Source organism: Pseudoalteromonas sp. S2893 (assembly GCF_005887105.1).
Classification (GTDB): domain Bacteria; phylum Pseudomonadota; class Gammaproteobacteria; order Enterobacterales; family Alteromonadaceae; genus Pseudoalteromonas; species Pseudoalteromonas atlantica.
Genome location: NZ_PNCY01000005.1, coordinates 137,067 through 150,258, shown reverse-complemented (window position 1 = coordinate 150,258; position 13,192 = coordinate 137,067). Strand labels below are relative to the sequence as shown.

The 13,192-nt window shown below is 41.3% G+C and carries 13 protein-coding genes; 11 read left to right on the top strand and 2 right to left on the bottom strand.

Translation table 11 applies throughout. The annotated features are described in order from the left end of the window. The first annotated feature begins 130 nt into the window (after window positions 1–130). The 3 genes from pdsO to CWC04_RS02035 are packed head-to-tail and all read left to right on the top strand — an operon-like array spanning window position 131 to window position 3,487. Window positions 131–862 (top strand): sortase-associated OmpA-like protein PdsO, encoded by a 732-nt coding sequence (pdsO, locus tag CWC04_RS02045; protein WP_138684482.1) that lies wholly within the window; start codon window positions 131–133, stop codon window positions 860–862. Between the two features lie 46 nt (window positions 863–908). Continuing rightward, window positions 909–2,891 carry a marine proteobacterial sortase target protein gene (locus CWC04_RS02040; RefSeq protein ID WP_138684481.1) on the top strand — a complete coding sequence of 661 codons (1,983 nt, stop codon included), beginning with the start codon at window positions 909–911 and terminating at the stop codon, window positions 2,889–2,891. After that, on the top strand, window positions 2,888–3,487 hold the full coding sequence (locus CWC04_RS02035) for a class GN sortase (RefSeq protein WP_138684480.1): 600 nt from the start codon (window positions 2,888–2,890) through the stop codon (window positions 3,485–3,487). The genes CWC04_RS02040 and CWC04_RS02035 overlap by 4 nt, the downstream gene beginning before the upstream one ends. Here the strand turns inward: CWC04_RS02035 and CWC04_RS02030 are convergent. Beyond that, window positions 3,376–4,341 carry a DMT family transporter gene (locus tag CWC04_RS02030; protein ID WP_054982757.1) on the bottom strand — a complete coding sequence of 322 codons (966 nt, stop codon included), beginning with the start codon at window positions 4,339–4,341 and terminating at the stop codon, window positions 3,376–3,378. The genes CWC04_RS02035 and CWC04_RS02030 overlap by 112 nt on opposite strands. 116 nt (window positions 4,342–4,457) lie before the next feature. Here CWC04_RS02030 and proB point away from each other — a divergent pair, with 116 nt between their 5' ends. From proB to CWC04_RS02005, 5 genes are all read left to right on the top strand, one after another. Next, entirely contained in the window at window positions 4,458–5,561 is a 1,104-nt protein-coding gene (gene proB, locus CWC04_RS02025; RefSeq protein WP_126008018.1) for a glutamate 5-kinase, read from the top strand. Window positions 5,562–5,928: 367 nt separating this feature from the next. After that, window positions 5,929–6,903: a GGDEF domain-containing protein gene (locus CWC04_RS02020; RefSeq protein WP_138684479.1), complete on the top strand. Its 975-nt coding sequence runs from the start codon at window positions 5,929–5,931 to the stop codon at window positions 6,901–6,903. Window positions 6,904–6,958: 55 nt separating this feature from the next. Continuing rightward, window positions 6,959–7,318 carry a glutathione S-transferase N-terminal domain-containing protein gene (locus CWC04_RS02015; RefSeq protein ID WP_004586118.1) on the top strand — a complete coding sequence of 120 codons (360 nt, stop codon included), beginning with the start codon at window positions 6,959–6,961 and terminating at the stop codon, window positions 7,316–7,318. Between the two features lie 45 nt (window positions 7,319–7,363). Then, a complete protein-coding gene (gene gltX / locus CWC04_RS02010) occupies window positions 7,364–8,848 on the top strand; it encodes a glutamate--tRNA ligase (RefSeq protein WP_024033164.1) in 1,485 nt (494 codons plus the stop codon). A 161-nt stretch (window positions 8,849–9,009) separates the two neighbouring features. Beyond that, window positions 9,010–9,309: a hypothetical protein gene (locus tag CWC04_RS02005; protein WP_024033163.1), complete on the top strand. Its 300-nt coding sequence runs from the start codon at window positions 9,010–9,012 to the stop codon at window positions 9,307–9,309. Between the two features lie 4 nt (window positions 9,310–9,313). Here CWC04_RS02005 and CWC04_RS02000 read toward each other — a convergent pair whose 3' ends face one another. Beyond that, window positions 9,314–9,706: a hypothetical protein gene (locus CWC04_RS02000; protein ID WP_138684478.1), complete on the bottom strand. Its 393-nt coding sequence runs from the start codon at window positions 9,704–9,706 to the stop codon at window positions 9,314–9,316. A gap of 167 nt (window positions 9,707–9,873) precedes the next feature. Between CWC04_RS02000 and CWC04_RS01995 the strand changes: the two genes are divergently transcribed. The 3 genes from CWC04_RS01995 to CWC04_RS01985 all read left to right on the top strand — a co-directional run bounded on the left by CWC04_RS01995 (window position 9,874) and on the right by CWC04_RS01985 (window position 13,186). Beyond that, complete coding sequence (locus tag CWC04_RS01995; protein ID WP_126008014.1) at window positions 9,874–10,575, top strand: DUF3581 domain-containing protein; 702 nt, start codon at window positions 9,874–9,876, stop codon at window positions 10,573–10,575. Between the two features lie 327 nt (window positions 10,576–10,902). Then, window positions 10,903–12,153, top strand: a complete 1,251-nt coding sequence (locus CWC04_RS01990) for a DEAD/DEAH box helicase (RefSeq protein WP_004586123.1) — start codon at window positions 10,903–10,905, stop codon at window positions 12,151–12,153. 55 nt (window positions 12,154–12,208) lie between these two features. Next, window positions 12,209–13,186, top strand: coding sequence for a sensor domain-containing diguanylate cyclase (locus CWC04_RS01985; RefSeq protein ID WP_138684477.1), 978 nt, complete (start codon window positions 12,209–12,211; stop codon window positions 13,184–13,186). Window positions 13,187–13,192 lie beyond the last annotated feature (6 nt).

The following is a 13,192-nucleotide window of genomic DNA, read 5'->3' as shown; positions in this document are numbered from 1 at the left end:
ATTGCCATTTTTTTGCCACAATTGCTCAGCGGTTTGCCATTTTTGCTCCCCTTTGTTGCCACTTGCAGCTGTTTTAATACAACCATCAAAACAAAACATCATAAATTAAAACAAGTTTAAGGATTACATTATGAAGAAGACATTAATCGCATTAACGCTAGTCGCCACAGTGTGTACACCTGCATTTGCAGCAGCCGCTAACACCCCTTCTAAAGAAGCACATAAAGAAACCGCCATTGGCTTAGGTACTGGCGCCATTATTGGTGGTGTCGTTGGTGGGCCAATTGGTGCTTTTATTGGCGCATTTGCCGGGGGCTTAATTGGTGATTCAAAAATAGCTGATGACAAAATTGCCCAGCAGCAGAGAGCAATAACAGTGATGCAGCAAAAAACCAGTGACTACCAACAGGTACTTAATCAAAACAATAGGCTAGAGCAGCAGTTAGATGTACTGACTAATCAAAATGAGCAATTAACACAATCGCAAATAAATAACTTACTTGCCATGACAGTACAATTTAAAACAGGCTCAAGTGCTATTGCCCCGCACTTTGCTACGCAGTTAGACCAGCTTGTGGTGCTGTTAAAAAATCAGCCGCAACTAGCATTAGATTTAAGTGGCTTTGCCGATCAGCGTGGTGATGAGCAAGCGAATCTTTTATTGTCTAAAAAACGTGTAAACGCAGTGCAAAGTTACCTTATAAAGCACGGTATTAGCCATACACGTTTAAGTGCGCACGCTTTTGGCGAGCAACAAACATTAGCGCGCAGCAATACCGTAGAAGATAACTTTTTTGATCGACGCGTAACACTTACTACCCGCTCAATAAACCCAGTAAATGGCCAAACGGCAAGTAACTAAAGCCACTTTTATTTGAGTAAAGTTAAGCGTTCGATGGAGTGATTTTATGTTGAGTAACCCAACCAAAATGCTTACTAAAGTAAGCATTTTTATTTTCTTAGTGGCTGTGCTTCTGGTTAGTTTTAATAGCCGTGCACAGTCGCCCAAGCTTGAACTTTTTGACAGCAGCGGCGCATCTGTCGCGCCGGCAATTATATTAAAAAGCGATGCTAACATGACCCTAACCGGGCTGATAAATCACGTGGTTGTTAAGCAAACTTATCAAAACGAAAATCCATTTGCGGTAAATGCGCGTTATGTGTTTCCGCTACCTGATGAAAGCGCCGTGCATGCGATGACGATGCGCATAGGTGAGCGAGTCATAAAAGGCCAAATAGATAAAAAAGTAGAGGCCGAAAAAAAGTATCAGGCAGCTAAAAATGCTGGCAAGCAAGCCGCACTTGTACGCCAGCAGCGCGCTAATATGTTTATTACTAACGTGGCAAATATAGGCCCTGGCGAGCAAATAGTGATAGAGCTTGAATACCAAGAGATTATTGATTACAGCAATGGCACATTTGCTATTCGCTTCCCAAGTACTATTACGCCGCGCTATCACACAATAAGCGCAAATATTGAAGCTGAGCAAACTAGCCTAACCCATGCACCTCAGGGGTGGTTAAGCCCTGTGTATAGCAAAACGCAGCACAGCGAGGCGCCAAGCAGCCAATTTAGTTTAAATATTGATATAGATGTAGGCTTAGAGCTTGTAGATATAACGTCTAAATTTCATCGTGTTGAAGTACAAAACCCGGCCTTTGGGCAATATACGGTTGCTTTAAATGAGCAAACGGGTGCTAATCGCGACTTTGTACTTGAGTTTAAACCGCTGCAAAAAGAAAGCGCACAAGCAGCATTTTTTACCCAGCAGTTTGAAAACGGCGACCGGTACGGGCTTGCTATGCTAATGCCGCCAGCAGATCACTTTACACAAACGCAGCGCCTACCTCGCGAAATGGTGTTTGTTGTAGATACCTCAGGCTCTATGCACGGGCAATCTATGGAGCAAGCTAAAAAGGCCCTGTTTTATGCGCTGTCTTTGCTTGATAGCGACGACAGCTTTAACATTATTGGCTTTGATAACGTGGTTACCCCTATGAGCGATAAACCCCTTATTGCTAGTGACTTTAACTTACGCCGCGCTGAGCGCTTTATATATAGCCTAGAGGCCGACGGTGGTACCGAAATACAAGGTGCGCTTGATGCGGTACTTGATGGCAGCAGCTTTGAAGGCTTTGTACGCCAAGTGGTGTTTTTAACGGATGGCAGTGTAAGTAATGAAGATGCCTTATTTAAAAATATTCAGCGTAAATTGGGTGATAGCCGATTATTTACTGTAGGCATTGGCAGTGCACCCAATAGCTTTTTTATGCGCCGCGCAGCTGATATAGGTAAAGGGTCATTTACGTTTATTGGCAGCACCCATGAGGTGCAGCCTAAAATGCAGCAGTTATTTGATAAGCTTGCTCATCCCGCTATCACTAATTTAGCACTGCGCGATGAAAGCACTCACAATTTAGATTTTTGGCCATCTCCCTTGCCCGATTTATATTTTGGCGAGCCAATAATGGTGGCTATAAAACTAAATGATACAAAACAAATTACGCTTAGTGGGCAAACCGCTCAAGGCCCTTTAAATATAAAGCTAAGCGCACAAAATAGCGCCAGCGCAAAAGGGATTGATAAGCTGTGGGCGCGCCAAAAAATTAAATCGTTGCTTTTGTATAATGACCGACAGTCAGTTAAAAATGAGGTGCAGGGGCTTGCGCTTACACACCAACTACTGAGCCCGTTTACTGCTTTTATAGCTATTGAACACACTCAAATTAACGAGCCTGCAAAGCAAACGGCACTGGCTAAGAACGCAGCGCCACAAGGACTGGCTATGCGTTTACCACAAACCGATGGGCAAAGCCGACTGTACATATTGCTGGGCTGCATTTTATTACTTGGCTACGGCGCGTTTAAAATAAACCGAGGGCTTAAATGAAAAAGTGGCTAAGTGCGGGCTTATTAATCGCCGGGCTGGGGCTGTTTTCTCATGGTGCTTATATGCAAGCTAAGGCATGGCTTGCCCAAGTATTAATAGAGCAGGCCTGGCAAGAGGCACTTATTACGCCACACGCTCGTGTTAAACCGTGGTTTTACGCCGACAGCTTTGTAACCGCGCAGCTTAACTGGCCCGTGCATAATAAAGTGCTTAGCGTTTTAGCTGGAGCAAGTGGTCGTAATTTAGCATTTGCACCAAGCCATTTTTTACCAGGGGCAAAGCTTGGAGATAAACATGGCGGTGCGTTAATAGCGGGTCACAACGATACCCACTTTGCATTTTTAAAACACACCAAAGTGGGTGAAACGTTTACGCTGCAGCTGCAAAGTGGCGTAATACAGCATTATAAAGTGAAGGGGATTGAGGTAATTCATCAATCCCAGCAGGCGTTTTTACAAACCCCAGGGCTTTATTTATTAACCTGTTACCCTTTTGACTCGCTGGCATCGGGTACTGATTTAAGATGGCTTGTATCGGCTGAGTTGATAGGGTCATCGCCAGCTTCATTAAGCGGTATATCTACCACCAACTCTTGATGTCGTTGGCTTATCATCACCCCTGCAAAAACAACAAATATACTCACCCATTGCCAAAAATCGAGTACTTCACCCAAAATAATGGCCGATAAAATAAGCGTAAAAATAGGAATTAAATTTGAATAAGCCGCAGCCGTTAATACCGACACTTTGCCAATTGCATAGTTATACATACCATAGCCACCTAAGGTGACAAACGAGCCTAAATACAAAATGCTCATAAGGGCGGTTAGGTCATGCTGGTTTTCGCTGGGTAAGTCGATAAAAAATAAAAAAGGTGCAAAAAAAACACTGCCGCTTATGCCCTGTAAAGCAATTAGCGTTAACGGCGAGTAGCGGTTGGCTAAGTGCTTAATGCTAATGGTGTAAAACGCCGCGCATACCATGGCCATAAGCTCTAAAAAGTTACCCAATAATGGATTAGGGGCCTGATCGGTATTTGGTGAAAGCAAAGTAAGTAAAATACTGCCGCCAATACACAGGGTAAACCCAATCACAATGGCTTTACTTATATACTCTTTAAGCATAAAAAACGCCATCAACGCCACAATAATAGGCAAACACGAAACAATAACTCCCGCCTGAGAGGCCGAGGTGTATTCCATTGCGTGGCCTTCAAATAAAAAGTACAAGCATGGCTCTGCGAGCGACATACCTAATAAGTACTTCCAATCGCCTTTTAAATACTCAAACCTAATTACGTAACGCCATAAACACAGCGATAAAACTAAGGTGGTTAGCATGCGTAAAAATATAACTAGTGCAGGGTCGTAAACGGCAATAGCATACTTAAGTGCAATAAAGGAGCTACCCCATAAAAAGGTAGCAATAATTAGGCATAAACTGGCTGGCATAAATGAATTTTTATCAAATTAAATTAACGCCGATCCTAGCATGAATAATTTTAACTTGTTCAAAAATACCGAGCTGGTATAAGTTTATTTATCTTTCATTTTAATAGTAAATAATAATGCGTAGGGAACAGGTAATTGTTGTTAAGCTTGGTACAAGTGTACTAACCGGCGGCACCGATAAGTTAGATAAAGCCCATATGGTTGAGCTGGTTCGCCAATGTAGCGAACTTAAAAAGCAAGGCCACCAAGTTATATTAGTATCAAGTGGCGCGGTTGCTGCGGGTCGCGAACAACTTATTAAACCCTGTGGCCGCGGCCTAATAGATAAACAAATGTTGGCAGCCGTTGGGCAAGGCCAGCTTATACATATTTGGCAAAGCTTATTTGCCTTGTATGGCATAAACGTAGGGCAAATGCTGCTTACCCGTGCAGACGTAGATGACCGCGAACGCTATTTAAATGCGCGCGATACCTTAAATGCGTTATTAAGCCACGATGTGGTGCCTATTATTAATGAAAACGACGCGGTAGCAACCGCCGAAATAAAAGTAGGCGATAATGATAATTTATCGGCGCTGGTGGCTATTTTAGCTAATGCCAATAAGCTATTACTGCTTACCGATCAAGAAGGTTTATTTACCAGCGATCCGCGCACAAATACCGATGCAAAACTGATTGACGAAGTCACTCATATAAACGATGAGTTACGCCAACTGGCTGGTGGTAGCGGTACAAGTTTAGGTACCGGCGGTATGGCCACAAAACTACAAGCCGCCGACGTAGCAAGGCGCGCAGGGGTAGAGGTTATTATTGCAAAAGGCGCTGGCAACAACGTTATTTTAAAATGCATGAGTGAGCAATTACCCGGCACGCGGTTTTTAAAACTTACTGCGCCAAAAGATGGTCGTAAAAAATGGCTAATGGCAGGGCCTAAAAGTACCGGCCAAATTATGATTGATAAAGGGGCTATTACGGCGCTACAAAACAAAGGGGCAAGCCTGCTGGCAAAAGGCATAACCAATGCATTTGGCCGTTTTGAGCGGGGCGACTTAATAGATTTAATAGACGCCAACAACCAAGTTATTGCACGAGGGTTAACACGTTTTAACCAGGTTGAAGTAAATAAAATTAAAGGCGCTCACTCAGAGCAAATAGGCGAACTACTCGACTTTGATAGTGGCGCTGTGGTGCTACACAGAGACGACTTAGTTTTGCTTTAGTTTTATTTTAGCTTTTTAAAATAGCGCGCATTGGCTATTAGTATTGCGGCTGGATTTAGGTATTTAAGCAAGGCAGAGTCTATGTTGTGTTTAGAATAACGGGTTGTACAAAAACATAAATACAAAGCATAAATGCAAAGCATAGGCTGTTTTAGGCTCTGCTGTATGTAAGTTATTAAATAACAGCGCAGTAGTTATTGAGCTCACTAAGTTACAAAGCTCGCGCTACGATTTAATAGCGCTTAGCTAAAACAAACTTTAATCCACATAGCTCAATGCGACCTAGTTCAAAAGTATTGGTTAATTAATTAGCAAAGTTGATGATTTTGTCTAAACTGATTGAAGTCAAAACAGTTTAGGCAAACTAATGAAGGCAAACAATTGCGGGCACGAATGGATAATCAGTCTAACTCAGCAAGAAGAAGAAAGTGATTTAGATGCATCGTTAGTGCAGATTATTGGCGACCTACTCGAAGTTGAAAATTTTGCTATTTATATTAATAAACACTTTAGTGCGCAATTACCGCCTACGCTAATAAACACCCACACCCGCCTTGAAGTATTAGAGTCTAACGAAGCCTTAGCGCTGCTTAATAAAGTAACCCAAAATAAAATAAGAGTAAGCCGTGCCTTAGGTGTAGTAACAACGTATGTGCCAGTGTATTACTTTGGTAAAGTAATTGGCATATTACTAATAGAAACCACAAAAGAGTTAGTGCAAACCACCACAATGCTCGCCGTGCATATTTTAAATATTTATGCCAACCAGCTAGGGCTATTACATAAATCGCGGTTAGACCCTTTAACCGAGCTTTTAAATAGACAAACCTTTGATAAAAAAGTGATCGAAATTGTCTCAGGCAAAGGCTTTTTATTGCCCCGTGATGATACCAACGAAAAGCGACGATGGTATTTAGCCATTGCAGATATCGATCACTTTAAACGCGTAAACGACAGCTACGGCCATGTAATAGGCGATGAAGTTATTTTACTTGTGGCGCGGTTGTTAAAAAATAACTTTAGGCTAGAAGACTATGTATTTAGGTATGGTGGCGAAGAGTTTGCGGTGTTATTTCAAACCAAAACCGAGGCACAAGCACATATAGCACTTAACCGTTTGCGCTCAAATATTGCTGAGTATCCTTTTCCGCAAGTTGGGCAGCTTACAATTAGTATTGGCTTTTTAGAGCTGGCAAGTATTGATACTGTATCTAGTATCGTAAACCAAGCCGATATGGCGCTGTATCATTCTAAAAATAGCGGCCGTAATAAAGTGACCGCTTATAGCGAGCTTGAGGTAAATGAAGAAGTGACCACCGATAATAGTATTGAGCTTTTTTGATTGTAAATTTGTGCTAAAATCTGGCTCCTTAAATTGTTGTAGGCAGGCACAAAACATGAAATTCGTTCGTTGGTTTTTAGGTTGTATAATTTTATTCTTTAATTTTGTATTTACTCCTCGCAGTAAAAAGCGTGCAAGCGATGTGCAAGCGCAGCTTGATCAGCAAACCTCACAATTTAAACTTTATCAATTTAAAGCATGCCCGTTTTGCGTAAAAGTACGCCGTGCAATTAAGCGCGAAGGCTTAAAAATAGAAACGCGTGATGCAAAAAACAATCAACAATTTCGTCAAGAGCTGTTAGAGCAAGGCGGCAAAATTAAAGTGCCATGCCTTCGTATAGAAAAAAATGGCCAAGTAGAGTGGCTATACGAATCTAACGATATTATTGCTTACTTAAACAAAGTAGCGGCTTAAACGACCCCCTTAATTTTTATCTCACTTATTAAAAGAGACATTATCATGACAATCCGTACTCGTGTTGCCCCATCTCCAACAGGTGACCCGCATCTTGGCACCGCTTATATTGCTTTATTTAACTACTGTTTTGCTAAACAACAAGGCGGCGAGTTTGTGCTTCGTATTGAAGATACAGACCAAGTTCGTAGCACGCCAGAGTCAGAACAAGCGATTATGGATAGCTTACGTTGGTTAGGTCTTGAGTGGGATCATGGCCCTGACGTAGGTGGTGAATTTGGCCCTTACCGTCAATCAGAGCGTAGCGATTTATACAAAAAATACGCACACCAATTAGTTGAGCAAGGTAAAGCATTTTACTGTTTTGCAACCAGCGAAGAGCTTGACCAAATGCGTGAAGAGCAAATGGCAGAAGGTCTGCGCCCTAAATACGACGGCCGTGGCTTAAACCTCACCGAAGATGAAATTAAAGCAAACCTAGCTGCAGGCAAGCCTTACGTTATTCGTATGAAAATACCAAGCGAAGGCACTTTTAAATTTAACGACTACCTACGCGACGAAATTGAGATCCCGTGGGAAAACGTAGACATGCAAGTGCTATTAAAAGCCGATGGTTTCCCTACGTACTTTTTAGCAAACGTAGTGGATGACCACCACATGCAAATAAGCCATATTTTCCGTGGCGAAGAGTGGATTAACTCAGCACCTAAACTATTAAAACTTTATGAAGATTTAGGTTGGGAAGCACCCGTACTAGGGCATTTACCACTACTGCGTAATCCTGATAAATCAAAGCTTTCTAAGCGTAAAAACCCAACTTCTATTAATTACTATAAAGAAATGGGTTACCTACCAGAGGCCGTGCTTAACTACTTAGGCCGTATGGGTTGGTCAATGCCAGATGAGCGTGAAAAATTCACTCTTAACGAGATGATTGAACACTTCGATATGAAGCGTGTATCACTTGGTGGCCCTGTATTTGATGTTGATAAGCTAAGCTGGTTAAACGGCATGTGGATCCGCGAAAACCTAACAGATGAAGAGCTTGTACAGCGCTTTGTTGATTGGAAGTTTAATGGCGAAATGCTAGCTAAAGTATTACCAGAAGCTAAAACGCGCATTAATACGCTTTCGGACATGGTTGATTTAGCAGGGCATTTTGTAGGCGGCATTCCAACTTACGACCCAGCACTGTTAACGGCGGGCAAAGCTGACGAAAACGTAATACGCCAAGCGCTACAGTTTTTTGTATGGCAATTAGAAGGCTTACGTAGTTTTGATAAGCCAGCTATTTTTGCCATTGCAAAAGAAGTTGCTACATTCCACGAGCTTAAAATTAAAGACTTTTTAGAGCCAATATTTGTAGCAATCACTGGTAAAACGTCTTCAACGTCAGTACTTGATGCAATGGAAATTTTAGGCTCAGACTTATCACGTGCGCGTTTACGTGTAGCGCTTGCTCATTTAGGCATTTCTAAAAAGCAGGCTAAAAATATTGAGCGTGCGTACCGCACATACCCAAGTGCATAATCTTTAGTCATACTTTATAAAAAGCCGAGCTTATTAATTAAGCTCGGCTTTTTTATTTCAGGCTGTTTGGCTATATGTCATCGCGTTTTGATATTGTTTAGCGCAAGCCGTGGCGCTTTAGCAAATGCTATAATGCTGCATGTAAATTTAAAGGAGGCAGCATGATTGCACCTGTAAAAAACAAAGCTTTATTTAGCAGTAATGCCTTTTCAATAAACCTAGTTACTTACCCTACACATCACAGTGTGATGAACCATATAGATCCAGTACAGCAAGGGCGCTACTACAAACTTAATTTTGTACTAGTAAAACCTAAAGCTGGTGGGGTTTTTAAATGCTCAAAATGCATTATTAATTGGTTTAACCGCGTGTATTTATTTAGACCCGACAAGTACGAGCATAGCGTTTCTAAAATTGAGTCGGGAAAGCGCGTACTACTTAGCTTTGCGCTTAATATATAATTTATTAATAGTCGTAGGCCTGTCCGCTGCATAAAACAGACAGGTCACAATACGATACAGAGATTTCGCTACAAGAATTTATAGTAAAGGCGTTACCGCCTCTGCGCATTGCATCTGCTTTAAGTAAATCTATAGCATTTGATTTTAAGTGATTGTAGCTTATATTATTGTCGCCTCTACCGTCGCCATTGCAGCTTTCGCCTTCTATTCGCCCTAAAAGTTTGGCGCCACTTTCGTGTGCTTCTTGGTCGCTATAAAACTGTTGTAAATCTCGTTTTTTAACGTACGTACCAATTTCCTCAGATAAAACATCGTTATCTATATCGGTATGAAAAGTCACGCTAGAACATCCAGCCAAAGTAGTGAGTACGGTTATTGCTGCAAAAACACGTAACATAATAATTAGTCCCTTATTTAGTTTGGTACCTAAATTACTAACTAGAACAGGTGTGTGCAACATTTACTCTTAAGTTAATTGTATGAATTTGTAAGTGATTCGACCTCTCTTTAAATTTTTTCTGGTAGTATGGGCAGGTTATAAGCAGTTTAAGCAGTGAACAATCTATGTTAAGTCCTTACTTTCAGCAGCATGCTGATTATGTTTCTATCTCTCGTGAGCAAGGGTGTCGTTTCGCAAAGTGCGTTGCCGATGATTACAACCCACTTCATGATAAAGATGCCAAAAAGTTTTGCGCGCCAGGAGACTTACTTTTTTCTTTAGTGTTAGACCGCTACGGTATAAGTGAGCGAATGGAATTTACCTTTGCCGGTATGGTTGACGAAAACACCAAACTTAACTTCCCAGAAGGGGATGATGAGTTTAATGTAACCAACGGCGACAAAGTAATTTTAAAAGTAAAACGCGAAGGTAAAACCAGCAAATGCCCAACACTTACAAATAGCTTAATAAAAAACTATGTTGAGTTTTCTGGTGCTGCATTTCCGCACGTAATTATTCCGCTAATGGGTAAGCAAGATGTAATGATTAACCCAGCGCGCCCTATGGTTATTTACGAGTCGATGATCATTAACCTTGATAACATTAATATTCAAGCACCAACCCTTGAGTTTGCTGAGCCAAGTTTTGAGTACACGGGTAAGCGCGGCAAAATTACCTTGCGCTTTAATTTACTAGAAAACGGCGAAAAAGTGGGTTTTGGTGAAAAGCACATGGTGGTGTCGGGTATTCGTGAATACTGCCAAGCAACGGTTGATGACTTAATCGCGTTTTATAATGAGCGAAAAGCCACCTTAAAACCGGTTTAAAACGTTATTAAATTATAATACCAATCCGCAATAATACTTAATCATTTTTAGGGGCTAAAAGTGTTGCTGTCTGCGTTAAAAAATTCTCATTTAGAACAACTAAATAGCGAATTTTTTGCCTAGCTATCAACACGTTTATCTGTCCTCAAAATAGATCACTTAATTAAGCGGATTGGTATAAAAAAGGCGCTAAATACATTGTTATTTAGCGCCTTTTTTATTGGTGTAGGAAATACAACTAAGCTCAATACTTTTCTGAGCTGGTTAATTTACGCAGTACCGTAATATGCGTACAATAGCGCTCTTTGTTATTTTAAAGCTAAGCCTATGTCTGCCACATCGTTCTCATCTCTTAAACTCGATTCGTTATTACTAACCGCAATTGAGCAAAATAATTACACCACGCCTACCGCAATTCAGGTTAAAACTATTCCGCACATATTAGCGGGCAGCGATGTAATGGGCAGCGCGCAAACAGGCACAGGTAAAACAGCCGCCTTTGTATTACCACTACTACATAAGCTTTTAAATACACCAAAAAAAGATGAGCCAGGCATAGCCCGAGTGGTTATTTTAACGCCCACGCGTGAGCTTGCTCAGCAAGTGTTCGCAAGCTTTGAAAAATACGCCCAAGGCACAAATATTCAAGGCGCTTTAGCGTATGGCGGTGCAAGTATTGGCCCGCAAATTAAAGCGCTTAAAACGGCGCAAGTGATAGTCGCAACGCCTGGGCGTTTACTTGATCATATTGTTAAAGGCAGTGTGGTGCTTTCAAGTGTTGATTCGTTAGTATTTGATGAAGCCGACCGCATGCTGGATATGGGCTTTATTGATGAAATAAAACGTATTTTGCGCCACATTCCGGGCGATCGCCAAACCTTATTGTTCTCAGCCACATTCGATGACAGCGTGTTTGAACTGAGTAAAAAACTACTTAAAAATCCTGAGCTAATTGAGGTTGATAAACGTAACTCAGCCGCCGTTGAAGTAGAGCAAGTTATTTACGCAGTAGATGAAGAGCGAAAGCGCGAGCTTGTATCACACATGATTGGCATGAAAAATTGGCGCCAAGTACTTATATTTACACGCACAAAACAAATGGCCGATAAACTTGCCAAAGAAATGTGTAAAGACGGCTTAAAAACTGAGTCTATCCATGGCGATAAATCTCAAGGTGCACGCGACCGTGCATTACAAAACTTTAAAGAAGGCACAACGCGGGTTTTAGTTGCTACCGATGTAGCTGCCCGCGGTTTAGATATTCCAGCGCTTAAATACGTAATAAACTTTGAGCTACCTTACATAGCAGAAGATTACGTACACCGAATTGGCCGTACGGGGCGCGCTGGCGAGCAAGGCCTTGCCATGTCGCTGGTAAGTATTGACGAGCAGTGGTTACTGGAAGAAATTGAAGTACTACTGGATACCCGCTTAGCACCACAATGGCTAGAAGGTTACGAGCCTGATTTAAACAAGCCCCCTAAAGATAACCGTAAAAACACCAACAAAGCGCGTAAAGATCGCGATAAAAAGCGCATTACCGGGCAAAGAGCACCAAGTAAACGCCGCAGAAAGTAGCCTTAAACATATTTATTTGGCTATACTAAGGCCACTAAATAGCTGAGGTATAGTTATGTTTGAAACAGATCAATGGGCGTTTTCTGGTGTCGATGGCCAAATATCATTACATAAATGGCAAAAAACCATTGATCTTATTACGGGGCTTTTTTCGGCCCCCTCTGGTTATATAGTTCAGGCTACTAGTAAAGGTTATCGTGTAGTTATTAGAGCTAATGAAGGTGGCTCACACTTTGAAACCAACCCTATACTCCCTCCCGAAACTCCCTTATTTTGTAAATATGTAGCCGAAAACAACAACACTTTGTATGTTAGCGATACCCGCAGCAATACGCAGTGGAATACCATGCCCGAGGTTATTGAAGATGGCGTTGAATCCTACCTTGGCTTGCCAATTCACTGGCCTGAAGGTGAAGTATTTGGCACCTTGTGTTTAAAAGATTCAAAAAAAACCAGTTACACCGATGAATATTTTGAGCTAATAGAGCAGCTTCGTGATTTAATTGAAGACGATTTAGCGCTTATTTATAGCTTTGAGCAAATGCGTGAAATAGCCATGCTTGACCCGCTTACCAATATTTATAATCGCCGTGCACTTAGCTTACTTGCCCAACACAAACTTAATTTAGCGCTGCGTTTAGGTTTTGATGTGTGTTGCTTGTTTATTGATATAAATGACTTTAAAAAACTAAACGACACTTATGGCCATGAAATAGGCGACCAAGCGTTAATCCTCTTAGCAAATACCTTAAAAATACACTTAAGAGAGGCTGATATAGTAGGGCGTTTAGGCGGCGATGAATTTGTAGCAGTGATGCAAATTAGTGATAGAAGTAAGCTTAGCCATATTATTGATAAAATAAAAATTGAGTATACAAACGCACTATTAGAAAACAACGTATGCGCGCTGACACTCAGCATAGGCGAAAGTTTTACTAATAAACAAAAGCAACCTTTTGATACGTTATTAAATTTGGCCGATCACCAAATGTATAAAAATAAACAAGCGTACAAATTGGCTAAAAAAGCATAATAAAAG

Coding starts and splice junctions, on each gene's coding strand:
- pdsO (WP_138684482.1), top strand. CDS start 131: ATGAAGAAGACATTAATCGCATTAACGCTAGTCGCCACAGTGTGTACA.
- CWC04_RS02040 (WP_138684481.1), top strand. CDS start 909: ATGTTGAGTAACCCAACCAAAATGCTTACTAAAGTAAGCATTTTTATT.
- CWC04_RS02035 (WP_138684480.1), top strand. CDS start 2,888: ATGAAAAAGTGGCTAAGTGCGGGCTTATTAATCGCCGGGCTGGGGCTG.
- CWC04_RS02030 (WP_054982757.1), bottom strand. CDS start 4,341: ATGCCAGCCAGTTTATGCCTAATTATTGCTACCTTTTTATGGGGTAGC.
- proB (WP_126008018.1), top strand. CDS start 4,458: ATGCGTAGGGAACAGGTAATTGTTGTTAAGCTTGGTACAAGTGTACTA.
- CWC04_RS02020 (WP_138684479.1), top strand. CDS start 5,929: ATGAAGGCAAACAATTGCGGGCACGAATGGATAATCAGTCTAACTCAG.
- CWC04_RS02015 (WP_004586118.1), top strand. CDS start 6,959: ATGAAATTCGTTCGTTGGTTTTTAGGTTGTATAATTTTATTCTTTAAT.
- gltX (WP_024033164.1), top strand. CDS start 7,364: ATGACAATCCGTACTCGTGTTGCCCCATCTCCAACAGGTGACCCGCAT.
- CWC04_RS02005 (WP_024033163.1), top strand. CDS start 9,010: ATGATTGCACCTGTAAAAAACAAAGCTTTATTTAGCAGTAATGCCTTT.
- CWC04_RS02000 (WP_138684478.1), bottom strand. CDS start 9,706: ATGTTACGTGTTTTTGCAGCAATAACCGTACTCACTACTTTGGCTGGA.
- CWC04_RS01995 (WP_126008014.1), top strand. CDS start 9,874: ATGTTAAGTCCTTACTTTCAGCAGCATGCTGATTATGTTTCTATCTCT.
- CWC04_RS01990 (WP_004586123.1), top strand. CDS start 10,903: ATGTCTGCCACATCGTTCTCATCTCTTAAACTCGATTCGTTATTACTA.
- CWC04_RS01985 (WP_138684477.1), top strand. CDS start 12,209: ATGTTTGAAACAGATCAATGGGCGTTTTCTGGTGTCGATGGCCAAATA.